This window comes from Kitasatospora sp. NPDC090091 (assembly GCF_044747365.1).
Taxonomy (GTDB): domain Bacteria; phylum Actinomycetota; class Actinomycetes; order Streptomycetales; family Streptomycetaceae; genus Kitasatospora.
The window spans coordinates 63,872-88,942 of sequence record NZ_JBIVDY010000005.1 but is presented as its reverse complement, the minus strand read 5'-3'; the positions used below and the strand labels follow the sequence as shown (position 1 = coordinate 88,942).

At 73.0% G+C, this 25,071-nt stretch carries 15 protein-coding genes; 6 read left to right on the top strand and 9 right to left on the bottom strand.

Annotation, left to right across the window (positions count from 1 at the left end; genetic code table 11):
* Positions 1 to 25 precede the first annotated feature (25 nt).
* From ACIPSC_RS10290 to ACIPSC_RS10280, 3 genes are all read right to left on the bottom strand, one after another.
* Positions 26 to 1,516 carry a phosphotransferase gene (locus ACIPSC_RS10290; protein ID WP_400824624.1) on the bottom strand — a complete coding sequence of 497 codons (1,491 nt, stop codon included), beginning with the start codon at positions 1,514 to 1,516 and terminating at the stop codon, positions 26 to 28.
* Between the two features lie 268 nt (positions 1,517 to 1,784).
* Positions 1,785 to 3,509, bottom strand: coding sequence for a maltose alpha-D-glucosyltransferase (treS, locus tag ACIPSC_RS10285; RefSeq protein ID WP_400824623.1), 1,725 nt, complete (start codon positions 3,507 to 3,509; stop codon positions 1,785 to 1,787).
* Complete coding sequence (locus tag ACIPSC_RS10280; RefSeq protein ID WP_400824965.1) at positions 3,506 to 5,461, bottom strand: alpha-1,4-glucan--maltose-1-phosphate maltosyltransferase; 1,956 nt, start codon at positions 5,459 to 5,461, stop codon at positions 3,506 to 3,508. Before ACIPSC_RS10280 ends, treS begins: the two co-directional genes overlap by 4 nt.
* 1,051 nt (positions 5,462 to 6,512) lie before the next feature.
* Here ACIPSC_RS10280 and glgP point away from each other — a divergent pair.
* Positions 6,513 to 9,185, top strand: a complete 2,673-nt coding sequence (glgP, locus tag ACIPSC_RS10275) for an alpha-glucan family phosphorylase (RefSeq protein ID WP_400824622.1) — start codon at positions 6,513 to 6,515, stop codon at positions 9,183 to 9,185.
* 87 nt (positions 9,186 to 9,272) lie between these two features.
* Here glgP and ACIPSC_RS10270 read toward each other — a convergent pair whose 3' ends face one another.
* From ACIPSC_RS10270 to glgX, 3 genes are all read right to left on the bottom strand, one after another.
* Positions 9,273 to 11,165: an ABC transporter ATP-binding protein gene (locus ACIPSC_RS10270; RefSeq protein WP_400824621.1), complete on the bottom strand. Its 1,893-nt coding sequence runs from the start codon at positions 11,163 to 11,165 to the stop codon at positions 9,273 to 9,275.
* Complete coding sequence (locus tag ACIPSC_RS10265; RefSeq protein WP_400824620.1) at positions 11,162 to 13,036, bottom strand: ABC transporter ATP-binding protein; 1,875 nt, start codon at positions 13,034 to 13,036, stop codon at positions 11,162 to 11,164. The genes ACIPSC_RS10270 and ACIPSC_RS10265 overlap by 4 nt, the downstream gene beginning before the upstream one ends.
* A 95-nt stretch (positions 13,037 to 13,131) precedes the next feature.
* Positions 13,132 to 15,348, bottom strand: a complete 2,217-nt coding sequence (gene glgX / locus ACIPSC_RS10260; RefSeq protein WP_400824619.1) for a glycogen debranching protein GlgX — start codon at positions 15,346 to 15,348, stop codon at positions 13,132 to 13,134.
* Between the two features lie 254 nt (positions 15,349 to 15,602).
* Between glgX and ACIPSC_RS10255 the strand changes: the two genes are divergently transcribed.
* The 4 genes from ACIPSC_RS10255 (at position 15,603) to ACIPSC_RS10240 (ending at position 20,433) form a co-directional block, all read left to right on the top strand.
* Complete coding sequence (locus tag ACIPSC_RS10255) at positions 15,603 to 16,835, top strand: Ig-like domain-containing protein (protein ID WP_400824618.1); 1,233 nt, start codon at positions 15,603 to 15,605, stop codon at positions 16,833 to 16,835.
* 214 nt (positions 16,836 to 17,049) lie between these two features.
* Positions 17,050 to 18,324, top strand: coding sequence for an Ig-like domain-containing protein (locus tag ACIPSC_RS10250; RefSeq protein WP_400824617.1), 1,275 nt, complete (start codon positions 17,050 to 17,052; stop codon positions 18,322 to 18,324).
* A gap of 189 nt (positions 18,325 to 18,513) precedes the next feature.
* Positions 18,514 to 19,758 (top strand): Ig-like domain-containing protein, encoded by a 1,245-nt coding sequence (locus tag ACIPSC_RS10245; protein ID WP_400824616.1) that lies wholly within the window; start codon positions 18,514 to 18,516, stop codon positions 19,756 to 19,758.
* A 129-nt stretch (positions 19,759 to 19,887) separates the two neighbouring features.
* Positions 19,888 to 20,433, top strand: a complete 546-nt coding sequence (locus ACIPSC_RS10240; RefSeq protein ID WP_400824615.1) for an ATP-binding protein — start codon at positions 19,888 to 19,890, stop codon at positions 20,431 to 20,433.
* 406 nt (positions 20,434 to 20,839) lie between these two features.
* Here ACIPSC_RS10240 and ACIPSC_RS10235 read toward each other — a convergent pair whose 3' ends face one another.
* A complete protein-coding gene (locus ACIPSC_RS10235) occupies positions 20,840 to 21,307 on the bottom strand; it encodes a MarR family transcriptional regulator (protein ID WP_400824614.1) in 468 nt (155 codons plus the stop codon).
* A 195-nt stretch (positions 21,308 to 21,502) separates the two neighbouring features.
* Positions 21,503 to 22,309: an alpha/beta fold hydrolase gene (locus ACIPSC_RS10230; RefSeq protein ID WP_400824613.1), complete on the bottom strand. Its 807-nt coding sequence runs from the start codon at positions 22,307 to 22,309 to the stop codon at positions 21,503 to 21,505.
* A 120-nt stretch (positions 22,310 to 22,429) separates the two neighbouring features.
* Here ACIPSC_RS10230 and ACIPSC_RS10225 point away from each other — a divergent pair, with 120 nt between their 5' ends.
* Positions 22,430 to 23,434: an alpha/beta hydrolase gene (locus tag ACIPSC_RS10225; RefSeq protein WP_400824612.1), complete on the top strand. Its 1,005-nt coding sequence runs from the start codon at positions 22,430 to 22,432 to the stop codon at positions 23,432 to 23,434.
* 115 nt (positions 23,435 to 23,549) lie between these two features.
* Here ACIPSC_RS10225 and ACIPSC_RS10220 read toward each other — a convergent pair whose 3' ends face one another.
* A complete protein-coding gene (locus ACIPSC_RS10220) occupies positions 23,550 to 24,917 on the bottom strand; it encodes an L-serine ammonia-lyase (protein WP_400824611.1) in 1,368 nt (455 codons plus the stop codon).
* Between the last annotated feature and the right edge of the window lie 154 nt (positions 24,918 to 25,071).

Sequence of the window (25,071 nt, the reverse complement as noted above, 5' to 3'; positions counted from 1 at the left end):
CCGGCCCGGGTCGGCCGGCCCCGGTTCAGACGGTCAGGGCGAGCCGGTTGATCGCGGCCAGCGGGATCGGCAGCCAGCTGGGCCGGTGCCGGGCCTCGTAGACCACCTCGTACACCGCCTTGTCGATCTCCAGCGCGCGCATCAGCTCCGGCGAGGCGGCCGGGTCGGTGCCGCCGCCGGCGGTGTAGCCGGCGCAGAACGCGGTGCGGTTGCGCTGCGCCCAGGCGGCGGCCAAATGGGCCAGCTCCGGGTCGGGCGGACCGCCGGCCAGCAGGTGGGCAGCCGCGTAGTCGAAGGAGCGGAGCATCGCGGCGACGTCCCGCAGTGCGGTCTGCGGCTCGCGCCGCTCGGCCACCGACTTGGCCGGCTCGCCCTCGAAGTCCAGCAGCACCCAGCCGTGCGGGGTCCGCATGGCCTGGCCGAGGTGCAGGTCGCCGTGGATCCGCTGGACCGGCATCCCGTCCGGGTGGGCGTCGGCCAGCTGCTGGAAGGCGCTGCGCAGCGCGGCCCGGTAGCGCATCAGTCCGGGGACGGCGGCCACCGCGCTGTCCAGGCGGTCGGCCATCGCGGTGGCCAGCTGCCGGGTCTGGGCCCGGTCCAGCCGGGCCACCGGCATCGAGCGGGCCAGCACCCGGTGCACCTCCGCGGTGGCCCGGCCGAGCCGGTGCGCCTCGATCGCGAAGTTGCCGGGTGACGGGTCCCCCTTGAGCCGGCCGACCTGGTCCAGCGCCAGCTCCCAGCCGTCCTCGGCCTCCGGCAGGTAGCGCTGGAGCAGGCCGAGGGTGGCCGGTTCGGCCCGCTCCAGGCGGCTCTCGAACCAGGCGGCGACCCGGGGGATCCGGGTGGAGCCGGCCCGCGAGAGCGCCAGTGAGAGCTCCAGGTCCGGGTTGGTGCCGGGGTGGATGCGCCGGAACAGCTTGAGGATGTACGAGGTGCCGTAGATGACCGAGCTGTTGGACTGCTCGGCGGTGGAGGCGCGCCCGGGGAGGTTGGCGGGCAGGCCGGAGCCGGGGGTGCGGCGGAACGACAGCGAGCCGAACCGGTCGCCGGTGGCCAGGTGTTCCAGCAGCCGCCCGGTCAGCTCCGGGTCGTGCACCGCGTCGTAGAGCGCGGCGCCGTCGTACGGGCCCTGGCTGAGCCGGCCGAGCACCGCGGTCGGCTCGATGTCCGCCGGGCCCTGCGAGCGGATGCCGAGCAGCAGCTGGTAGAGGTCCCCGTGCGGGGCGCCGGCGGTGGCGGCGTGCTCGACCCGCAGCAGCAGGTGCAGCAGGGCGGGGTCGCCGACCTGGAGCGGGGTGCCGACCACCGGGGTCAGGCCGGTGATGGGCCGTCCCTTGCCGGCGTACCAGCGCTGGGTGGGGAGCCACTCGGCGATCAGCGGCAGCGCCGCCTGGACGAGTTCGCTGACCCCCAGTGCGGTTCTCCGGGCCCCGACGCCCCGCGGGCCCGCCGGCGCGGCGGTGCCGGCGGGGGTGTCGCGGTGCAGGTGGGCCTGAGAACGGGAGGTTTCGGACATGACTCCCTTTCCCCGGAAGCGGGCGGACTGCCCGACGGGTCTGGCCGGGTCCGTCAGTCTTCCGGATTTCGGCGGCGCGGCGGCTGCGGCACGCGAGCGGGGGGCTCGGGTGTCACGCCTTCGTGTGGGTGGCCGTTGGGCTGTTCTCCGTACGCGGTGGTGCAGAGAACTCCGGGGGCGCGGGGGTTTCAACTCGCGCCCCCGGAGGGTCAGGTGGTGCCCGCGGGGCTGCCCGCGGTGGTGCGGTGGTGCGCCCTCCGGCGGATCGTTACTTCGATCGCCTGGTCCCGCTCAGCCGCGGGGGCCGGCGGAGCTGGAACCAGTAGAAGCCGTGGCCGGCGAGGGTGAGCAGGTACGGCCACTCGCCGATCGAGGGGAAGCGCACCCCGCCGATCAGCTCCACCGGGTACCGCCCGCCGTACTGCCGCAGGTCCAGTTCGGTCGGCTGCGCGAACCGCGAGAAGTTGTTCACGCACATGACCAGGTCCCCCTCGTGCTCACGCACGAAGGCCAGCACCGCGGGGTTGCTGGAGGGCAGCTCGGTGTACGTCCCGAGACCGAACGCCGGATTGAGCTTGCGGATCTCGATCATGCGACGCGTCCAGTGCAGCAGTGAACTCGAACTGCTTTGCTGCGCTTCGACGTTGGTCACCTGGTAGCCGTACACCGGATCCATGATGGGCGGCAGACTGAGCCTGCCCGGGTCGGCGGAGGAGAAACCCGCGTTGCGGTCCGGGGTCCACTGCATCGGCGTGCGCACGCCGTCCCGGTCGCCCAGCCAGATGTTGTCGCCCATGCCGATCTCGTCCCCGTAGTACAGCACCGGCGATCCGGGCAGGGAGAGCAGCAGGGCGGTGAACAGCTCGATCTGGTTGCGGTCGTTCTCCAGCAGCGGGGCGAGCCGCCGGCGGATGCCCACGTTGGCGCGCATCCGCGGGTCCTTGGCGTACTCCGCGTACATGTAGTCGCGCTCCTCGTCGGTGACCATCTCCAGGGTCAGCTCGTCGTGGTTGCGCAGGAAGATGCCCCACTGGCAGCCGTGCGGGATGCGCGGGGTCTTGGACAGGATCTCCGAAACGGGGTAGCGGGACTCCCGGCGGACCGCCATGAAGATGCGCGGCATCACCGGGAAGTGGAACGCCATGTGGCACTCGTCGCCGCCGGAGGCGAAGTCGCCGAAGTAGTCGACGACGTCCTCCGGCCACTGGTTGGCCTCCGCCAGCAGCACGGTGTCCGGGTAGTCGGCGTCGATCTCCTTGCGGACCCGCTGGAGGAACTCGTGCGTCTCCGGCAGGTTCTCGCAGTTGGTGCCCTCGCGGGCGAACAGGTACGGCACGGCGTCCAGCCGGAAGCCGTCGATGCCCAGGTCGAGCCAGAACCGGAGCGCGGCGATCATCTCGTCCTGGACCCGGGGGTTGTCGTAGTTGAGGTCCGGCTGGTGGGAGAAGAAGCGGTGCCAGAAGTACTGCTTGCGCACCGGGTCGTAGGTCCAGTTGGAGGTCTCGGTGTCGACGAAGATGATCCGGGCGTCCGGGTACTGCTTGTCGTCGTCGGCCCACATGTAGAAATCGCCGTACGGGCCGTCCGGGTCCTCCCGGGAGGCCTGGAACCAGGGGTGCTGGTCGCTGGTGTGGTTCATGACGAAGTCGATGACCACGCGCATGCCGCGGGCGTGCGCGGCGTCCACGAACTCCATGAAGTCGGCGAGGTCGCCGAACTCCGGCAGGACCGACTTGTAGTCGGCGACGTCGTACCCGCCGTCGCGCAGCGGCGAGGCGAAGAACGGCGGCAGCCAGAGGCAGTCGACCCCGAGCCACTGCAGGTAGTCGAGCTTGGACGTGAGCCCCTTGAGGTCCCCGACCCCGTCGCCGTTGCTGTCCTGGAAGGACCGCACCAGCACCTCGTAGAAGACCGCACGCTTGAACCACTCCGGGTCCAGGTTCTTCTTCGAGGTCTCGGGGAAGGTGTCGGGGACGGGCTCGTTCACTGTCACGCTGGGTTCCTCCGAACCGTGAGGAGGTGAGCCGGCTCGGCTGAGGGATCGAGCCGGACGTAGTTGTGCCGGCCCCAGGTGTAGGCGGCGCCGGTGAGCTCGTCGTGCACCACGAAGGGCCCGTCCCCGTCGAGGGTGACGGTGGCCTCCTGGGCGTGGTGCGGGTCCAGGTTGACCACCGTGATGACGTGGTCGGTGAGGCCGTCCGGGGTGGTCGCGGTCTTGGAGTAGGCGAGCACCTGGTCGTTGTCGGTCGGGTGGAAGCGCAGGCTGCGCAGTTGCTGGAGGGCGGGGTGGCGGCGGCGCAGCCGGTTCAGCACGGTGAGCAGCGGGGCCAGGGTGTCGGTGCGGTTCCAGTCCCGCGGGCGGAGCTCGTACTTCTCCGAGTGCAGGTACTCCTCGGAGCCCGGGTGGGCCGGCTCGTTCTCGTACAGCTCGTAGCCGGCGTAGACGCCGTAGCTGGGGGCGAGGGTGGCGGCCAGGACGGCGCGGATCGCGAACGCCGCCCGGCCGCCGGTCTGGAGGTACGCGTGCAGGATGTCCGGGGTATTGGCGAAGAAGTTGGGCCGCATGTAGGCGGCTGCGTCACCGGAGAGCTCGGTGAGGTAGTCGGTGAGTTCCTGCTTGGTGTTGCGCCAGGTGAAGTACGTGTACGACTGGTGGAAACCGATCTTCCCGAGGGCGTGCATCATTGCGGGCCGGGTGAACGCCTCCGCCAGGAACACGACATCCGGGTCGGTGCGGGCGATGTCACCGAGCACGCGTTCCCAGAACACCACGGGCTTGGTGTGCGGGTTGTCGACCCGGAAGATCCGCACTCCGTGGGACATCCAGAACCGGAGGATCCGAATCGTCTCCTTGACGATTCCGTCCATGTCCTGGTCGAAGTTGATCGGATAGATGTCCTGGTACTTCTTGGGCGGGTTCTCCGCGTAGGCGATGGTGCCGTCGGCGCGGTGGGTGAACCATTCCGGGTGCTTGTTCACCCACGGGTGGTCCGGTGAGCACTGCAGTGCGAAGTCCAGCGCCACCTCCAGGTGCAGCGCGGTGGCCTCGGCGACGAAGTGGTCGAAGTCCCCGAGGGTGCCGAGGTCCGGGTGGACGGCGTCGTGCCCGCCCTCCGGCGAGCCGATCGCCCACGGGGAGCCGACGTCGTGCGGACCGGCCGTCAGGGTGTTGTCCGGGCCCTTGCGGAAGGCCCGGCCGATCGGGTGGACCGGCGGCAGGTACACCACGTCGAAGCCCATCGCGGCGACCGCCGGCAGCCGCTCGGCGGCGCTGCGCAGGGTGCCCGAGCGAGGCGGCTCGACGCCCGCCGGGTCCACCACCGCGCCCTCCGAACGCGGGAAGAACTCGTACCAGGAGCCGAACAGCGCCCGCTCGCGGTCCACCTGCAGCGGCAGCGGGCGGGAGGCGCTCACCAGTTCGCGCAGCGGGTAGCGGGCCAGCAGGTCCAGCACCTCGGGGGCGAGCGCGGCGGCCAGCCGGGAGAGCGGCGGCATGCCGGCGTCGCGCAGGGCGTCCACCGCGGCCAGCACGTGGGCCCGGCCCTCCTTCTTCGGCACCCCGCCCGCGGCCCGCTCCAGCAGCAGCGCGCCCTCCTCCAGCACCAGCGCGGTGTCGATCCCGGCCGGCAGCTTCACGGCGGCGGTCCGGCGCCAGGTGGCGACCGGGTCGCTCCACGCCTCCACCAGGTAGGACCAGCGGCCGGGCGTGGTCGGCGTGACGTACGCCCCCCAGCGGTCGGTGCCCTCGGCGAGCTCGCGCATCGGCGTCCAGGGGCCGCTGCGGCCGCGCGGGTCACGCAGGACGACGTTGGCGTTCACCGCGTCGTGGCCCTCGCGGAACACGGTGGCGGTGACCAGGAAGGTCTCGCCGACCACGGCCTTGGCCGGGCGGCGGCCGGCGTCCACCAGGGGGTTGACGTCCAGGACGGGGATGCGGCCGATCACGGTGTCGCTCTCTGTCGTCTTGCGGGCGGCGGTCTTGCGGGCGGGGGAGGTCCGACCGGCCGCGGCCCGGGCGGGGGCCTTTCGGGGCGCTGCGCCGGCCTTCGCGGTGGCGGCCTTCGCGGTGGCGGTGCCGGCTCCGGCGGTGGTCTCGGCGGTGGACGTGGCGGCGGTGGCGCTGCGCCGGGTGGTGGTGCGCTTGCGCGGTGCCGCGGGTCGGCTCTCCTCGGCCCCGGGTTGTCGGGCCGGCTCTGCCTGCTGCTCCGTACGGATAGCCCCGGCACCCCGGGGTCCCGGCATCGGCGCGTCTGTCCGAGTGTCAGAATCCATCCGTCCGGCGGATTCCGCGACCGCTGTGTCGAGGGTGTCGGCCACCGGTGTGGACTGGTCCCGCGTGTCGCCGTGCATGCCAAACTCCTGCCCGAGATCGGCGGCAGCTCCCGCGGGCCGCACGGGCCGGGGGGAGTACCGGGAGGACTGCTGGGTGGGGGAGGCCGTGCGACCGGAAGCCTGCCCGCGCCGCCGTCCCCGGCAACCTGCCCCGCTCCCGCCAAGCCCGTGACGGGGAGCCCGAGAGCCCGCGCGCGTCCCGGCGCACGCCTCTCGGGGCACGCCCCTGGGCGACCCAACCCACCCGTGAACGAGCAGGCCGAGGACGAGGACACGCACCGGTGCGCGGTGAGCGCCGAATGGGCTAAGGAGGATGAGGAACGATCAACGCGAAAAGGATTCGGACGTGCTGCTTCAAGGGGGGCGCCACCCGTCGCCGCACTCCCCACAGCATCAACGACCTTGGTTCATAGTCGCATCGGGGACAAGACTTTCGCAGCGGTACGACAGTAGTTTCGGGCCTTCTCGGGGCAGATGGGCCCGGCGGAAATGGATCTGTTCCGCAGTGTTCATGCATTGGTAGCGCGAACCGCCGGAAAGTGCGCCTCGCGCGCCCCCCGTGCAGTCCAATGCGCCGAATGCGATCTCATCAATAGGCCGAACGGAGGCGCAATAGCCCACTTGACGCACCATCACGGCGGCGGCCACGGCTACGCTTCACGCCGTGAAGGCAATCCGCAGATTCACCGTCCGCACCGTCCTGCCCGAACAACTCCAGCCGTTGCACGAGCTGGCCCTCAATCTGCGCTGGTCGTGGCACCCCGAGACCAGGGACCTCTTCCGGTCCGTGGACCCGGAGGTCTGGGCCGCGACGGGTGAGGACCCGGTGCGCCTGCTCGGGGAGGTCCCGGCCGCCCGGCTCGCCGCGCTCGCCGCCGACCGGCGGTTCCTGCGCAGACTCGGCGACCTCGCCGACGACCTGCGGGAGTACCTGGCCGGCCCGCGCTGGTACCAGGCCGCCGAGCAGGCGGCCGGCGCCGCACAGCCCGCCGGCGTCGCCTACTTCTCGCCCGAGTACGGCATCGCCGCCGCCCTGCCCCAGTACTCCGGCGGCCTCGGCATCCTGGCCGGAGACCACCTCAAGGCCGCCAGCGACCTCGGCGTCCCGATCATCGGCGTGGGGCTCTTCTACCGGCACGGCTACTTCCGCCAGTCCCTCGACCGGGACGGCTGGCAGCAGGAGCGCTACCCCCTGCTGGATCCGGACGAACTGGCCGTCACCCTGCTCCGGGAGACCGACGGCACCCCCTGCCGGGTCGACCTCGCCCTGCCCGGCGGCCGGACCCTCGCGGCGCACGTCTGGAAGGCCCAGGTCGGCCGCGTCCCGCTGCTGCTGCTCGACTCCGACATCGAGGCCAACTCGCCCGCCGAGCGCGACGTCACCGACCGCCTCTACGGCGGCGGCAGCGAGCACCGGCTGCTCCAGGAGATGCTGCTCGGCATCGGCGGCGTCCGCGCGGTCCGCTCCTACTGCCGGCTCACCGGCCACCCCGCCCCCGAGGTCTTCCACACCAACGAGGGCCACGCCGGCTTCCTCGGCGTCGAGCGGATCCGCGAGCTGATCGCCGACGGCGCGGCCGGGCCCGGCCTCGACTTCGCCGCCGCCCTGGAGGCCGTCCGGGCCGGCACCCTGTTCACCACCCACACCCCCGTACCGGCCGGCATCGACCGGTTCGACCGCGACCTGGTCGCCCGCCACTTCGGCGGCGACGCCGCGCTGCCCGGCGTGCCGGTCGACCAGGTGCTCGCGCTCGGCGCCGAGTCCTGGCGCGGCGGGGACCCGAAGCTGTTCAACATGGCCGCCATGGGTCTGCGGCTCGCCCAGCGCGCCAACGGCGTCTCGACCCTGCACGGCGAGGTCAGCCGGTCGATGTTCAACGGCCTCTGGCCGGGCTTCGACCCCGCCGAGGTGCCGATCACCTCGGTCACCAACGGCGTGCACGCCGCCACCTGGATCGACCCGGCGGTGGTCCGGCTCGGCGCCGCCGAGATCGGTGCCGAGCGTGCCGAGTCCGCGATGACCACCGGCGACGCCCAGCGCTGGACCGGGCTGGAGAAGATCGCCAACACCGACGTCTGGGAGCTGCGCCGCACCCTGCGGTCCCAGCTGGTCGACGAGGCCCGCAGCCGGCTGCGCGCCTCCTGGCGCCAGCGCGGCGCCGGCGAGGCCGAGCTCGGCTGGGTCGCCTCCGCGCTCGACCCCGACGTGCTGACCATCGGCTTCGCCCGCCGGGTGCCCTCCTACAAGCGGCTCACGCTGATGCTGCGCGACCAGGACCGGCTGCGGGCGCTGCTGCTGCACCCCACCCGGCCGGTGCAGATCGTGGTCGCCGGCAAGGCCCACCCGGCCGACGACGGCGGCAAGCGGCTGATCCAGCAGATGGTGGCCTTCGCCGACGACCCGGCGGTCCGCCACCGGATCGTCTTCCTGCCGGACTACGACATGGCGATGGCCCGGCACCTCTACCCCGGCTGCGACGTCTGGCTGAACAACCCGCTGCGCCCGCTGGAGGCCTGCGGCACCTCGGGGATGAAGGCCGCGCTGAACGGCTGCCTCAACCTGTCCGTCCTGGACGGCTGGTGGGACGAGTGGTACGACGGCCAGAACGGCTGGGCGATCCCCACCGCCGACGAGGCCGGCGGCGTCCTCGATCCGGACAGCGGCGAGGCCGAGCGGCGGGACGACATCGAGGCCGCCGCGCTGTACGACCTGATCGAGCACCAGGTGGCCGCCCGCTTCTACGACCGCGGCGCGGACGGACTGCCGCACCGCTGGATCGCGATGGTCCGGCACACCCTGGTCACCCTCGGGCCCAAGGTGCTGGCCGGGCGGATGGTCCGCGAGTACGTCGACCGGCTGTACACCCCGGCCGCCCTCGCCCAGCGGGAGCTGGCCGCCGCCGACCACGCCGGCGCGCGGGAGCTGGCCGGCTGGAAGGCGCGGGTCCGGGAGTCCTGGCCGGCCGTCCGGGTCGAGCACGTCGAGGCGGAGTGCCCCGACGAGGCGCAGGAGCTGGGCAGCTCGCTGGCGCTGCGGGTGCAGGTCGCGCTCGGCACCCTGGAGCCCGGGGACGTCGAGGTACAGGCGGTCTCCGGGCGGGTCGACGAGTCGGACGGCATCTCGGACGCCCGGGTGCTCGCGCTCAAGCCGGTCGGCGGGCCGGACCTCGACGGCCGCACCCGCTACGAGGGCTCGCTGGAGCTCTCCCGGACCGGCCCGTTCGGGTACACCGTCCGGGTGCTGCCCGCGCACCCGCGGCTGGCCTCGCCGGCCGAGCTGGGCCTGGTCGCGCTGCCCGCCGAGTCGACCGGGATGGACGCGGGGCTGCTGCGCTGAGAACGGGGCGGGGGCCGCGGTGATCCGCGGCCCCCGCCCCGTCGCGGGCCCCCGCGGGCCCTGTCCGGCCCTACGCGGGGGCGCGGCTCAGACCAGGCTGTCCCGCCAGGCCTGGTGCAGCTCGGCGAACCGGCCGGCGCCGCCGATCAGCTCCTCCGGGGTGCCGTCCTCGACGATGCGGCCCTGGTCCATCACCAGGACGCGGTCGGCGATCTCGACCGTGGAGAGCCGGTGGGCGATGATCACCGCCGTCCGCCCGGCCAGCACGGTGCGCATCGCCCGCTGGACGGCCTGCTCGCCCGGCACGTCGAGGGAGCTGGTCGCCTCGTCCAGGATCAGCACCGCCGGGTCGGCCAGCAGCGCGCGGGCGAAGGCGACCAGCTGGCGCTGGCCGGCCGAGATCCGCCCGCCGCGCTTGCGCACGTCGGTGTCGAAGCCGTCCGGCAGCGCGGCGATGAACTCGTACGCGCCGATGTCCCGGGCGGCCTGCTCGACCTCCTCGCGGGTGGCGCCGGGGCGGCCGATCGCGATGTTCTCGGCGACGGTGCCGGAGAACAGGAAGGACTCCTGGGTCACCATCACCACCCCGCGCCGCAGCTCCGCGGTGGCGAGGTCGCGCAGGTCCACCCCGTCCAGGGTGATCCGGCCGCCGGTCGGGTCGTAGAAACGGGCCAGCAGCTTGGCGACGGTCGACTTGCCCGCGCCGGTGGCGCCGACCACGGCCACCGTCCGGCCGGCCGGCAGCACCAGGTCGAAGGCGGGCAGCACCTCCTTGCCGGTGCGGTAGGCGAAGTGGGTCTTCTCGAAGCGCACCTCCCGGCCCACCACCCGCTCGCCCGCCGCGCCGCGCGGCTCCGGCAGCTTCGCGGGCTCGGCCGGCTCGACCACGGTCGGCTCGTGGGCGAGCAGACCGGCGATCTTCTCCAGGGCGGCGGCGGCCGACTGGTAGCTGTTCAGGAACATCGCCAGATGGTCGATCGGGTCGAACAGCCGGCGCAGGTAGAGGACGAAGCCGGTGAGCACGCCCAGTTCCACGGCGCCGTCGGTGACCAGGAAGGCGCCGAGCAGCACCACCCCGGTGATCCAGACGTTGGCGGTGGTGCGGGAGAGGCCGACGTACCGGGCGATCTCCAGCAGGCCGTCCGCGGTGGCGGTGGCCGACTGCCGGTTGACCACGCCGAACGCGGCGTCGTTGGCCTGCTCGCGGCGGAACGCCTGCACCGGGCGGATGCCGTTCATGGTCTCGGTGAACCGGACGATCAGCGAGGCGGCCGAGGTGCGCGAGCGGCGGTAGACCCGGCGCGAGCGGCTCCGGAACGAACGGGCGATCAGGAACAGCGGCACGAAGGAGGCCAGCGAGACCAGTCCGAGCCGCCAGTCCATCACCAGCAGCAGCACCGAGATGTAACAGACCGAGAGGAAGACGGTCAGCAGCTCCTGGAGCCCCTCGGAGAGCAGCTCGCGCAGCGCGTCCACGTCACTGGTGGCGCGGGAGATGATCCGCCCGGAGGTGTACCGCTCGTGGAAGTCCAGGCTGAGCCGCTGGGCGTGCCGGAAGATCCGGCCGCGCAGCTCCAGCAGGATGTCCTGGTTGATCCGGGCGCTGATCCTGATGAACGCCCACTGCAGGACGGTGCTCAGCAGGGCGAAGCAGAGGTAGGCGGAGATCACCGCGATCAGCGGGCCGGCGTCGTGCTCGCGCAGCGCCGGGATGCCGCGGTCCATCGCGATCGCCACCAGCAGCGGGCCGGACTGCAGCGCGGCCTGCTGGAGCAGGATCACCGCCATCGCGACGGCGATCCGGGCCCGGTGCGGGCCGAGCAGTGCGCGCAGCAGCGCCCGGGGCGCGCCCGGTGGGACGGGGATGTCCTCCTCGTCGGCGGGCGGCGACGGGAGCTCCTCCTCCGGTGCGGCCGCGGCGCCCGCGCCTTCCCGCGCGTCCCTCGCGGTCCTCCGGTCGGGTTCGACGGTGGTGGTCATCGGGTGGGACTCCCCTCCTGGACGAGGGCCTCCTGGACGAGGGCCTTCGGTGCGAGGGCCTCCGGTGCGAGGGCGGCCTCGCCCGACATCAGTTCGCGGTAGCGCGCCGAGCTGCGCAGCAGCTCCTGGTGGGTGCCGACGGCCTCGATCCGGCCGTCCGCGAGCACCGCGACCCGGTCGGCGAGCAGCACGGTGCTCGGCCGGTGGGCCACCACCAGCGCGGTGGTGGAGCCGAGGACCTGCCGCAGCGCCTGTTCGACCAGCGCCTCGGTGTGCACGTCCAGCGCCGAGAGCGGGTCGTCCAGGACGAGGAACTCCGGGTCGCCGACCACCGCGCGGGCCAGCGCGAGCCGCTGGCGCTGGCCGCCGGAGAGGCTGAGCCCCTGCTCGCCGACCTCGGTCCCGACGCCCTCGGGCAGCTTCTCGACGAAGCCGGCCTGGGCGGTGGCGAGTGCGGCGGCCAGCCGCTCGGGGCCGGCGCCGGGCGCGCCCATCAGCACGTTCTCCCGGACCGTGGCCGAGAACAGGGTGGGCTCCTCGAAGGCCACCGAGACCAGCTCGCGCAGCCGCTCCCGGGGCAGCTCGCGGACGTCCCGGCCGTCCAGGGTGATGGTGCCGGCGGTGGCCTCGTAGAGGCGGGGGAGCAGGGCGGTGAGCGTGGTCTTGCCGCTGCCGGTGGCGCCGACCAGGGCCATCGTCTCGCCGCTGCGGATGTGCAGGTCGATGCCGTGGAGCAGGTCGGGCCCGTCCGGCGGGGCGTCCGGGTAGCGGAAGCGGACGCCGGTGAGGCGGATGCCGTCGCGCACCCCGGCGTCCCGTCCGGGGGAGGTGGCGGCAGCAGGGGCCGCCGGGGCCACGGTGGTCTCCCCGGGCAGCGGCTCGTCCAGGATCTCGAAGAACCGGTCGGTCGCGGTGGCCGCTTCGTTGGCGTAGGCGAGCAGCCAGCCCAGCGACTCGACCGGCCAGCGCAGCGCCAGCGCGGTGGAGAGGAAGGCGACCAGCGTGCCGGTGCTCAGCTCGTCGTGCGCGACCAGGTAGCAGCCGGCCGCCAGCGCACAGCCGAGCGCCAGCTCGGGCAGGCCGACGATGACCGCCCAGAGGTTGGCGAGCAGGCCGGCCTTGCGCAGTTCGGTGCGGCGCAGCGCGTGGGCCTGCCCGCGGAAGCGTTCGGCCATCGCCCGGTGGCGGCCGAAGGCCTTGAGGATGCGGATGCCGAGGACGGACTCCTCGATCACGGTGGCGAGGTCGCCGTTCTGGTCCTGGGCGCGGCGGGCGGCGCCGGAGTAGCCGACCTCGAACCGCCGGGTCAGCAGCATCAGCGGGGCGGCGGGCAGCAGGGCGATCAGCGCGAGCCGCCAGTCCTGGGTGAACATCAGCGCGGTGCCGGCCAGGAAGGTCAGCGAGTTCACGATCAGGAAGACCAGCGGGAAGGTCAGGAAGAGCCGCATGGTGTACATGTCGGAGGTCGCCCGGGAGAGCAGCTGGCCGGAGCCCCAGCGGTCGTGGAAGGCGATCGGCAGGCGCTGGAGCCGGGCGAAGAGGTCTCCGCGCATCGCCGTCTCCACCCCGGCCAGGGGCCGGGCCAGGACGACCCGCCGGGTGTAGAAGAGGCCCGCCTCCAGCAGACCGAGTGCCAGCAGCAGGGCGATCAGCGGGGTCAGCGCGCCGAGGTCGTGGTCGGCGATCGGCCCGTCGACGATCCGGCCGAGCACCATCGGGACGAGCAGCAGGGCGAACGACGCGAGCAGGGCGGCGCCGACCGAGACGGCCAGCCGCAGACGGATCGGCCGGGCGTAGGGCCACAGCCGGAGCAGCGAGCGGACCGTCGACCGGCGGACGGGCGCGGGTGTGGGGGTTCGGTTCTCGGGCATCGCCGCGAGGGTAGGTCGTGACCGCGTCATTTCTCATCCGGTTTTTCGGACCTGTCGACGAGAACCGGCCACCTTCGCGCAGGTGGCCGGACGGCTCATTCCGGCGCGGGTGTGCGCAGCAGTCGCAGGGAACGGCCGAGCAGCGTCACGGCGTCCTGCGGCCGGTGCGCGTGGCTGCCGTTGCCGGTCTCCTCGGCCGCGGTGTCCAGAACCGTTCGGTACCCGGGGTCCGGAGCGGCCCAGGGTTCCCCCGGGAGGGTGAAGGCGACCGGGTCGGGGCCGGCGTTCAGCAGCAGCAGGAAGCTGTCGTCGCGCAGCGGGCGGCCGAACTGGTCACGCTCCGACATCGCGGCGCCGGAGAGCAGCATGCCCAGGCAGGCGGTCGGGGCGAACCAGTCGGCCTCCGTCATCTCCTTGCCGCGCGGGGTGAACCAGGCCAGGTCGGGCTGGCCGCCGGGGGTGGTGGCCCGGCCGGAGAAGAAGGCCCGCTGCCGCAGCACCGGGTGGGTGCGGCGGAGCCGGACCAGCAGCGCGGTGAGGTCGCGCAGCCCGGCCCAGCGGCGGTCCGCCAGCAGCGACCAGTCCAGCCAGCTGACCTCGTTGTCCTGGCAGTAGGCGTTGTTGTTGCCGCCCTGGGTGCGGCCGAACTCGTCCCCGGCGGTGATCATCGGGACGCCGGTGGAGAGCAGCAGGGTGGCCATCAGGTTGCGCAGCTGGCGCAGCCGCAGGGCGTTGACGGCCGGGTCGGCCGTCTCGCCCTCGGCGCCGTGGTTCCAGGAGCGGTTGTCGTCGGTGCCGTCCCGGTTGGCCTCGCCGTTGGCCTCGTTGTGCTTGCGGTCGTAGGAGACCAGGTCGCGCAGGGTGAAGCCGTCGTGCGCGGTGACGAAGTTGACCGAGGCGTACGGGCGGCGGCCGCCGCGCTGGTAGAGGTCGGAGGAGCCGGAGAGCCGGTAGCCGAGCTCGCGCACGTCCGGGCGGGCGCCGCGCCAGAAGTCCCGGACGGTGTCGCGGTACTTGTCGTTCCACTCGGCCCACAGCGGCGGGAAGCCGCCCACCCGGTAGCCGCCCGCGCCGACGTCCCACGGCTCGGCGATCAGCTTGACGCGGCTGAGCACCGGGTCCTGCGAGACGGCGGCGAGGAACGGGTGGTCCATCTCGACGCCGTCGCTGCCGCGGGCGAGCGCGGCCGCGAGGTCGAAGCGGAACCCGTCCACGCCCATCTCGGTGACCCAGTACCGCAGCGAGTCGGTGATCAGCCGGACGACCTGCGGGCGGCGGGTGTCCAGGGTGTTGCCGCAGCCGGTGTAGTCGGCGTAGCCGCGCGGGCGGTTGAGCGGCAGCCGGTAGTAGCCGGCGTTGTCGATGCCGCGCAGCGAGAGGCTGGGGCCGAGTTCGCCGGCCTCGGCGGTGTGGTTGTAGACCACGTCGAGGATCACCTCGATGCCGGCGGCGTGCAGCGCGCGGACCATCCGCTTGAACTCGCCGACCTGGCCGCCGCGGCCGCCCGAGGCCGAGTAGCCGGCGTGCGGGGCGAAGTAGCCGACGGTGTTGTAGCCCCAGTAGTTGGCCAGCCCGCGGGACTGCAGGTGGTCCTCGCTGGCGTACTGGTGGACCGGCAGCAGCTCGACGGCGGTGACGCCGAGGCCGGTCAGGTGCTCGACGGCGGCCGGGTGGGCGAGGCCCGCGTAGGTGCCGCGCAGCTCGGGCGGGACGCCGGGGTGGCGCATGGTGAATCCGCGCACGTGCAGCTCGTACAGGACGGTCTCGGCCCACGGGGTCTTGGGGCGCTGGTCGTCGTACCAGTCGTCGTCGTCGTGGACCACCACGGATCTGGGCACGTACCGGGCCGAGTCCCGGTTGTCCCGGACGGTGTCGGCGACGTCGGCCTCGGGCCAGTTGCGGACGGCGGCGCAGACCGCGTCGTGCGCGGTGTAGCAGCCGTCGACGGCGCGGGCGTAGGGGTCGAGCAGCAGTTTGGCCGGGTTCCAGCGGGCGCCGGTCCACGGGTCCCAGCGGCCGTGGACGCGGAAGCCGTACCGGGTGCCGGGCAGCACGCCGGGCAGGAAGCCGTGCCAGACCTGGAAGTCCTGCTCGGTGAGCCGGTGCCTGGTCTCCCGGCCGTCCTCGTCGAACAGACAGAGGTCGACGGCCTCGGCGCCGGCCGCCCAGAGCGCGAAGTTGGTGCCCTGCCGCCCCCGGGCGTCGGTCCTGAACCGGGCGCCGAGCGGTTGCCAGCTGCCGGGCCACGGCGGCTCGGCGGTGGGCCCGCCGTGCGACCGCACCCCGGCTTCCAGCTCCTGCCCTGACGCCATGGCCGTGCCCTCCCTGCATCGGGGTGTCCCGGACCCCGTTCACCCTCTCTTTCCCTGATCCCGCTGACCGGAAGCCCGCTGAACGGAGGCTTACCGGCGGATGGCCCCGAGGAGGAGTGACCCGGAGGGCGCGGGCGGCGCGGGCGCGGGGCGTGCCGTACCACCGGGGGCCGCGGGGCCGGGCCCGCCGCGTGTCCTGCCGGGATCGTCCTCGTTGTCCGGGTAATCGGACGGAAACGGCGGGAGGCCCCGGAATGCGGCCCCGAGGACGGGTTTGGGCACGGCGCGCGGGGGCGCTGGCCTGGTGCCTGGCGGTGCTGACCGGCTGCACCGCCGGGGGCGGCGGACCCCGGGCCGGGGGCACACCCGCTCCGAGCCGCACGGAGCCGCCGCCGGCCTCCCTGGCGGCCGTCACCGCGCTGCCTGCCGACGGCGCCCGGGAAGTCCCGCCCGAGGGGCCGGTCCGGGTCACCGCCGCCGGGGGCCGGCTGGTCTCGGTCCGGCTGGCGGACGCCAAGGGCGCCGAGGTGGCCGGGACGATCTCCGAGGACGGCTCGACCTGGACGCCGGACGGCCTGCTCCCGCTCGGAGCCGCCCTCACCCTGGACGCGCAGGCCGAGGACGACCGGGGCCGCAGGGCGGTGCAGCACACCGCCTTCTCGACGGTCGCCCGCGCCCGCACCTTCGTCGCCTTCTTCACCCCGGACGACGGCTCCACGGTGGGCGTCGGCATGCCCGTCTCGCTGCGCTTCAGCCGCCCGATCGCCAACCGCGCGGCGGTCGAGAGGGCGATCGCGGTGACCACCGACCCGCCGGTGGAGGTGGCCGGGCACTGGTTCGGCAACGACCGGCTGGACTTCCGCCCGCAGAAGTACTGGGCGCCCGGCACCAGGGTCGCGGTCGCGCTGCGGCTGAAGGGCGTGCAGGGCGCGCCGGGCGAGTTCGGAACCCAGGCCAAGGAGGTCCGCTTCACCATCGGCCGGGCCCAGGTCTCCACGGTGGACCTGGACGCCCACACCCTGACCGTCCGGGCCGGCCGGGGCGGCAAGGTGCTGCGCACGCTCAAGGTCTCCGGGGGAGACCCGAACCACACCACCTACCGGGGCGTCCTGGTGGTCTCCGAGAAGCACCGGGTGACCAGGATGAACTCGCAGACCGTCGGCCTGGGTGACGAGTACGACATCAAGGACGTCCCGCACGCGATGCGGCTGACCGCCTCGGGCACGTTCATCCACGGCAACTACTGGGCCGACCCGGAGGTGTTCGGCACCGCCAACACCAGCCACGGCTGCATCGGCCTGGCCGACACCAAGGGCGGGACGGGCCAGGACACCCCGGCGGGCTGGCTGTTCGAGCACACCATCGCGGGGGACGTGCTGGAGGTGACGGCCTCCACGGGGGACGTCGTCCCGCCGCAGAACGGGCTCAACGGCTGGAACCTGCCCTGGGAGCAGTGGGTGGCGGGCAGCACGCTCGACAAGCCGTAGCGGCCGCGCCACCCGCCGTAGCGCACCGTGCTGAACGCACCCGCCTTCACGCCGGGTCCATGCCGGGTTCACCTACCTCCCCCCGGGTTTCACTCATTCGGCTTAGTTATCCTGCATTTCGCGCCGAAGCCCGGCGCAGGTAGATCGCCGGTTCGGTGCAACCCGTCCGGGCACACGCGCGTCCATCAGGATGGACACCGGGAGGGGAGAGACCGTGAAGCCGGTTAGGGCGGCCGACGCCGCGATACGCACCACCACCAACCGCCGCAGCGGCCGGATGCGCCGCGGAGCGGTGGCACTGGCGATGGGCGGCGTGCTGCTGCTCACAGCGGCCTGCAACGACGGCGGGGACGGCAACAAGGGCGGTGGCGACGCCGCCGCGACCGCGGGGGCGGGCGGCACCGACGCCCCGGCGCCCGGTCAGAGCTCGGCCGCGCCGAAGACCTCGGCCGCCGTGCTGACCGTCGAGCCGAAGGACGGCGCGCAGGACGTCGCGCCGACCAACGCGCTGAACGTGTCGGTGGCGGGCGGCACGCTCACCACGGTCGAGGTGACCGACAAGGAGGGCAAGCCGGTCGCCGGGGCGATCTCCGCGGACGGCACCGGCTGGAAGCCCAGCGCCCCGCTCACCGTCGGCATGGCCTACAAGGTGAACGCGCAGGCCAAGGACGCCGAGGGCCTGGTGGCCGCGTCCACGACCTCGTTCACCACGCTGACGCCCGAGAAGAAGGTCTCCACCAACGACAACATCACCGACAACGCCACCTACGGCGTCGGCATGATCGTCTCGGTGGTCTTCAACAAGGACATCAAGAACAAGGACGCCGTGGTCAAGGGGATCTCCTTCGAGACCAGCAACGGCACCGAGGTGAAGGGCCACTGGTTCGGCACCCGCCGGCTGGACTTCCGTCCGTCCGAGTACTGGAAGCCGGGCACCAAGGTCACCATCAAGTACCGCCTGAAGAACGTCGAGGTCGCCCCGGGCATCTACGGCGACGTGGACAAGGACGAGCCGTTCACCATCGGCCGCTCGCAGGTCTCCACCGCCGACTCGGCCAGCCACCAGATGACGGTGGTCCGGGACGGCCAGAGCCACACCGTGCCGGTGACCCTCGGCGACGAGAAGAACCCGTCCTGGAACGGCGTGATGGTGATCTCCAGCAAGGAGAAGGTCACCCGGATGAACTCGCAGACCGTCGGCCTCGGCGGCGAGTACGACATCCCGGACGTTCCGCACGCGATGCGCCTGACCACCTCGGGCACGTTCGTACACGGCAACTACTGGGCGAACCCGTTCGGCAAGACCAACGCCAGCCACGGCTGCATCTCCATGCAGGACACCAAGGAAGGCAGCGACGCCTCGGTGGCGGGCAAGTTCTTCAACGACTCGATGATCGGCGACGTGGTCAAGGTCGTGAACTCGAAGGAGAAGACGGTCTCCCCGGACAACGGTCTGAGCGGCTGGAACATCACCTCGGCCAACTGGTAGGCCTACCCGGCCCGGCCCCGGCCAGTCCCGGTTCGATAACAACCGGCCCGATCCTCACTCGTTGGGGTCGGGCCGGTCGTCATTCATGGGGTAATTACCGCTCGAATGGCGCAACCTTTCCGTTGGCCGCGGCGTGTATCTGTCGGACCCCGCCGGGACCACGGGCGGGATCGAGGGAGGGGAGTCGACGTGAGGTCGATACGCAAGGTCATGGCCGCCGGCTTTCTGGGCGGCGCGCTGGTGCTGACCAGTGCCTGCAGCGGCGGCGGCAGCGGGAGCGCGGCCAAGGCCGAACTGGGGGGTGGCGCGGCCGCGGGGGCCGCGTCGACCGCGTCGGCGTCCGCCGCGGGAGGGTCGGCCGCACCGTCCGCCGCCACGCCGAAGGTGTCGGCCGCGGTGGTGGACATCCAGCCGAAGACCGGTTCGGTGGACGTCGCCCCGAACGGCGCGCTGAAGGTCGCCGTCGCGGGCGGCAAGCTCACCACCGTCAAGGTGAGCGACAAGGCCGGCAAGGAGGTCGCCGGCACCATCGCCGCCGACGGGGGCAGCTGGACCCCGTCCGCCGGCCTCGCGGTCGGCACCGCCTACCAGGTGAGCGCGATGGCGGCGGACGCCAACGGCGTGGTCGCCACGGCGGACAGCAGCTTCACCACGCTCACGCCGGAGCGGGAGGCGAAGGCCAGCGACAACGTCGAGGACAACGCCACCTACGGCGTCGGCATGATCGTCTCGGTGGACTTCGACCGGGACGTCAAGAACAAGGACGCCGTCGCCAAGGGCATCACCTTCGAGACCGACAACGGCACCGTGGTGAAGGGCCACTGGTTCGGCAACCGCCGGCTGGACTTCCGCCCCGAGGAATACTGGAAGTCGGGCACCAAGGTGACCGTGCACTACCGGCTGAAGAACGTGGAGATCGCGCCGGGGGTCTACGGGGGCGTGGACCGGGACGAGCCCTTCACGATCGGGCGATCGCAGGTCTCGACGGTTGACGCCAAGACCCACCAGATGACGGTGGTGCGCGACGGGCAGCCCTCCGTCATCGACATCACCTCCGGTGCGCCGGACCACCCGACCTGGAACGGCACCATGGTGATCATGTCGAAGGAGGGCGTGGTGCGCATGCAGTCCAGCACCCTGCCCGGCATGACCGGCGCCCCGTACGACCTGATGGTGCCGCACTCGATGCGGCTGACCACCTCCGGCACGTACATCCACGGCAACTACTGGAGCGACGCGTTCGGCGAGGACAACGTCAGCCACGGCTGCGTCGGCCTGAAGGACGTCAAGGGCGGCGGCGACTCGACGTCGATGGGCAAGTTCTACGACGGCTCGATCGTCGGGGACGTGGTCAAGGTGCAGAATTCCACGCGCGGCCAGGTCGACCCGGACAACGGTCTGAGCGGTTGGAACCTGGGCTGGAGTGCCTGGTAGGACGCCCTTCGCGGCAACCCGGGCTTGACGGCCCCCGGGTCCGGGTTGCACGCGGCATATGCCGATCGAACGGTGATCGTTTGCTCATTGTCCGTACGCGGCTGCTTGCGTTCCGCAATGATGGGTCGCATGGCGGGTTGGGGCGAAACAGATCAGTCATCACTACCCGGGGCGAGCCTGGTCGCCGACGCGTCGCCGGCGTGCTTCCAGGACGCGCTGGAGGCCCTGGAGCGACTCAGCTCGGAGGAGCTGGAGCAGATGTATTCCGGCAGGCTGTCCGACCAGTCCGAGGCGGGCGAGGTCCGGTTGCCGTCGCGGCCGGAGTCCGGTCCGGTGGCCCGCCGGCTGGTGCTCTCGGTGCTGGAGTCCTGGGACCTGCACCAGCAGTTGGAGGTCGGCGAGCTCCTCACCGGGGAGCTGGTCGCCAACGCGGTGCGGCACGCCGCCGGGCGGACCATCGGCCTCCAGGTGACCCGGAAGCCGGGCTGGCTCCGGGTGGAGGTGCGGGACTCCTCACGGGCGCTGCCCTGTCTGATCCTGGCCGAGCCGCTGCCGCCGACCGACGGCGGGCGGGGGCTCAGGATCGTCGACGACCTCGCGGACCGCTGGGGCGCGGACCTGCTGCCGCGCGGCAAGGGCGTCTGGTTCGAGCTGAAGGTGCGCGAGCGCGCCTGAGTGGCGCGGGTGGCGGGAGCGCAGGGCCGCCGGGAGGAGCGCCGGGCCCGGAAACGCGCAGGGCCCCCGATGCGCCGTGGTCCGGCGGCTGGGGGCCCCTGCAAGTCATCGCGCCGGCCAAGGGGGTGCGTGCCCGCGCGATGGGCGACGGCCGTGCCAGGTCGGGCCGGCCGTAGTTCGGTGAGCCTGTGGCGGGGCGCGAGGACGTCTCGCGGGCGCCCGCCGTCGGGCTGCTTCGACTATCGCATGGATCTCAGCATGTGGGCAAACCGGGAATCTTGGATTGCAAGGCTTGTAACCTGGTTCACCTTTGGATTTTGCATAGGTTAACGCCCGCGCCTGAGATTATTCATGATCGATGCAAACTGGGCCGGGCTGAGGCCCGGGCTGATCCACCGGGCGGGCCCTAGGCGAGGCGGCCGCCGACGTTCCGGATCAGCTGGTGCAGCACTCTCACGGTGGTGGCCCAGTCGGCGTCGTCGATGCCCCGGAGGATCCGCTCGCGAACGGCCGGGGCGTGCTCCGCGAGATCGGCGCGGGCGGCCTCGCCCGCCTCGGTGATCCACAGTCGTCCCGCGTCGTCACCCCTGAGCCAGCCGAGTTCCACCAGGGTCGCCGCCTCCTCGCCCGGATCGGCCCCGGGGCCGAGGTGGGCGCGCAGGGCCTGCCGGAGCTCGGGGACGGTCAGGCCGCGCCCGTCGGGCGAGAGGTCCTGTGCCGACAGGAGGCGCAGCAGCCAGTGCTGCGCCTCGGTGAAGCCGAGGTCGGCCCGCCGGGCCCGGATGAACGCCATGAGTGCCGCATGGGCCGCTCCGGTCCAGTACGCGGCGGACTGCGTGGCCGGCTCGGGATCGGAGAGCTGCTGGTTCGTCATCTGTTCCCCCTGGATGATCGCTTGCTGCATGGCACGGTAAGACCAGAAGCTCACTCGGAGTCAAGGACTTTACGGACGGTCACGAGGCGGGTACGGCGCCCGCCGCCCTTTCGGGTGAGCTCGGGCGACCGAGGTGGGGCCGGCCGCCCCGGGCGCGGCCGGCCCGGGGCGGCCGGGCCCGGGTGGGTGGCGCCTTCAGAGGGTGGCGAGGAAGGCGCGGACGGCCTCGGCGAAGGCCTCGGGGGCCGTGGTGTAGACGAGGTGGTCGGCGTCCAGCTCGGCGGCCGTGGTGCCCGGGCGGCGTTCGACCATGGCGCGGACCTGCTCGGCCGGGATCACGCCCCTGGTCCCGTGGATCAGCAGGGCGGGGCAGTCGGTGGCGGTCCAGTCGGCCCAGTGGTCCCCGTGCACCGCGTCCTCGGACCGGTACATCTCCTGGGGGTGGAAGGGCAGGCGCCAGCTGCCGTCGGCGTTCTGCCGCAGGCGGTCGGCGAAGAAGGGCGCGGCCGGGCCGAGGCCGGTGACGAGCGCCTCGCGGGTGGGGGCGTCGTACGGGAGGTTCAGCAGGAAGCCGAAGGGGTTCGCGCCGTCCAGGCCGAGCGCGGCAGGGCCCTCGGCGTTGACGAGGGCGCTGACCCGCTCGGGGTGGCGGGCGGCGAACTGGTAGGCGTTGACGGCGCCGAGCGAGTGCCCGAGCAGGACGGTCCGGTCCAGGCCCAGGTGGTCCAGGAGGGCCGCGACGTCGGCGAGGTACCCCTCGCGGGAGTAGTCGGCGGTGCGGTCGGACTCGCCCTGGCCGCGCTGGTCCGGGGCGATGACCCGCCACTCGGGGCCGAGGGCCCGGGCGAGGTCGGCGAAGGTGGCGCCCTCGGAGAGGTGGCCGTGCAGCGCGACCAGCGGACGGCCGGTGCCCCCGAAGTCCAGGTAGGAGAGCCGGCGGCCGTCGATCAGCAGCTCGGAGCGGACGGCGGTCGCGGTGGTCGGCTCGGTGGTGGCGTTCATGGTGGTTCCCCCTCGTGTGGTTGACGAGTAGAACCATAGCCCGGAGTTGGACACTTGTGCAAGACAAACGTATGAGACGTGCGTGCCACTCCGGTGGTGGTGGCGGGCTAGCATGCGGCCGTGGGGATCACTGAGCAGCAGCTGCCGCCCGAGGGGCTCGCCGACGCTGAACTGACCGCCTTCGTCGAGGCCGTCCGCCGTGATGCCGGGCCGACGGCGCGGGAGTCGGGCGCCGAGGCGGTGCGCGCGGCCCAGCGGCTCCGGGTGCGGAGCCGCCCGGTGGGGCCCGAGGTCGCGGAGGTCCGGGAGATGGCGGTGGGCCGGCGCGGGCTGCCCGTCCGCCTCTACCGGTCCGCGCCCGTCCCGCACGGGGTGGTGGTGTTCCTGCACGGGGGCATGTGGACCATCGGGGACCTGGACTCGCACGACCGGCTCTGCCGCCGGCTGGCCCTGGCCACCGGTGCGGCGGTGGCGGCGGTCGACTACCGCCGCGCGCCGGAGCACCCCGCGCCGGCCGCGGTGGACGACGCGGTCGAGGCCGTCCGGTGGGCCGCCGCCGAGCAGGTCCGGGGCGGTGAGCCGCTGATCGTCATGGGCGACAGCGCTGGCGGGCATCTCGCCGCGCTGGCCTGCCTGCGCCTGCGGGACGAGGGCGGCCCGCTCCCGCAGGGCCAGGTGCTCGCGTACCCCAACACCGACCTGACCCTCTCCCACCCCAGCGTGCGGGAGAAGGGCACCGGCTGGGGGCTCTCCGCCGACGACCTGGCCTGGGGCGTCGAGGGGTGGGTGCCGGACCCGGCGCTGCGCGCCGACCCGTCGGTCAGCCCGCTGTACGCCGCCGACCACGCGGGGCTGCCGCCCGCGGTCGTGGTCACCGCCGAGCACGACCCGCTGCGCGACGAGGGCGACGCCTACGCCGCGGTGCTGGCGGCCGCGGGCGTGCCGGTCCGGCACCGCCGGGAGCCGGGCGTGGTGCACGGCTTCCTCACCATGGACACCCTCTCCCCGGCGGCCGCCGCCCTGGGCGACCGCCTGTTCGCGGACGTGGCCGAGCTGATCGCCGCAGCCGCAGCCGCAGCCGGAGCCGCGGCCGGCACCGGCACCGGGGCCGGAGCCGGGGCGTAGGCCGGCACCCGGCGGGAGGGGCCGACCGCACGCCAAAGCCCCCGGGCGCACGGGCGCTCCGGGGGCTCGGGCCGGGGAGTGCGGACGCGGGAACGGCCGGGTAAGGCCGCAGGCGTCAGCACTCGATGACGTTCACGGCGAGGCCGCCGCGCGAGGTCTCCTTGTACTTGATCTTCATGTCCGCGCCGGTCTCCTTCATGGTCTTGATCGCCTTGTCGAGGGAGACGTGGTGCCGGCCGTCGCCGCGCAGCGCCATCCGGGCCGCGGTGACGGCCTTCACGGACGCCATGCCGTTGCGCTCGATGCACGGGATCTGGACCAGGCCGCCGACCGGGTCGCAGGTGAGGCCGAGGTTGTGCTCGATGCCGATCTCGGCGGCGTTCTCGACCTGCTCGGGGCTGCCGCCGAGGACCTCGGCGAGGCCGCCGGCCGCCATCGAGCAGGCGGAGCCCACCTCGCCCTGGCAGCCGACCTCGGCGCCGGAGATGGAGGCGTTCTCCTTGAAGAGCATGCCGATCGCACCGGCCGAGAGGAGGAAGCGGACGATGCCGTCCTCGTCGGCGCCCGGGATGAAGTTCAGGTAGTAGTGCAGAACGGCGGGGATGATCCCGGCCGCGCCGTTGGTGGGCGCGGTGACCACCCGGCGGCCGGAGGCGTTCTCCTCGTTGACCGCCATCGCGTAGAGGGTCACCCACTCCATCGCGTTGGCCGGGCCGATGCCCTCGGCGCGCAGCGCGCGGGCGGCCGTGGCGGCGCGGCGGCGGACCTTGAGGCCGCCGGGCAGGATGCCCTCGCGGGACATGCCGGCCCGGACGCACTCCTGCATCACGCGCCAGATCTCCAGCAGGCCGGCCCGGATCTCCTCCTCGGTGCGCCAGGCCTTCTCGTTCTCCAGCATCAGGCCGGAGATGGACAGGCCGGTCTCCCGGGTGAGGCGCAGCAGCTCCTCGCCGGTGCGGAAGGGGTAGCGGAGCGCGGTGTCGTCGGGCTTGACCCGCTCCGCGCCGATGGCGTCCTCGTCGACCACGAAGCCGCCGCCGACCGAGTAGTAGGTCTTCTCCAGCAGGGTGGAGCCGTCGGCAGCGAAGGCCCACAGGGTCATGCCGTTGGCGTGGTACGGGAGCGAGCGGCGCCGGTGCAGGACCAGCTGGGTGTCCGGGTCGAAGTCGACGGCGTGGCTGCCGAGCAGGTGGATCCGCTTCTCGGCGGTGATCCGCTCGACGTCCCGGTCGGCCTGGTCGACGTCGACGGTGCGCGGGGAGTTGTTCTCCAGGCCCAGCAGCACCGCCTTGGGGGTGCCGTGGCCGTGCCCGGTGGCGCCGAGCGAGCCGAACAGCTCGGCACGCACGCCCGCCACGTCCGTCAGCAGGCCCTCCGACTTCAGGCGGCGGGCGAACATCCGGGCGGCGCGCATCGGGCCGACGGTGTGGGAGCTCGACGGGCCGATGCCGATGGAGAAGAGGTCGAAGACGCTGATGGCCACGGAGGACGTCCTTGTCTGGTCTCGTGGAAGGACAGGCAGGCGGGGGGCTGGCGGGCAGGGGCCGGCACGGGACGGGGCACCGCGCGCACTGTCCAGTGTGCGCGGTGCCCCGGAAACTACGGGTGGCGCGGCGGGGTGAGGCCGGTCACCTGGG

Bases quoted from the DNA above. Each gene is read 5' to 3' on its own strand.
- glgX (WP_400824619.1), bottom strand. From the start codon at position 15,348: ATGGCGTCAGGGCAGGAGCTGGAAGCCGGGGTGCGGTCGCACGGCGGG.
- ACIPSC_RS10230 (WP_400824613.1), bottom strand. From the start codon at position 22,309: ATGAACGCCACCACCGAGCCGACCACCGCGACCGCCGTCCGCTCCGAG.
- ACIPSC_RS10270 (WP_400824621.1), bottom strand. From the start codon at position 11,165: ATGACCACCACCGTCGAACCCGACCGGAGGACCGCGAGGGACGCGCGG.
- ACIPSC_RS10240 (WP_400824615.1), top strand. From the start codon at position 19,888: ATGGCGGGTTGGGGCGAAACAGATCAGTCATCACTACCCGGGGCGAGC.
- ACIPSC_RS10265 (WP_400824620.1), bottom strand. From the start codon at position 13,036: ATGCCCGAGAACCGAACCCCCACACCCGCGCCCGTCCGCCGGTCGACG.
- ACIPSC_RS10290 (WP_400824624.1), bottom strand. From the start codon at position 1,516: ATGTCCGAAACCTCCCGTTCTCAGGCCCACCTGCACCGCGACACCCCC.
- ACIPSC_RS10235 (WP_400824614.1), bottom strand. From the start codon at position 21,307: ATGACGAACCAGCAGCTCTCCGATCCCGAGCCGGCCACGCAGTCCGCC.
- ACIPSC_RS10255 (WP_400824618.1), top strand. From the start codon at position 15,603: ATGCGGCCCCGAGGACGGGTTTGGGCACGGCGCGCGGGGGCGCTGGCC.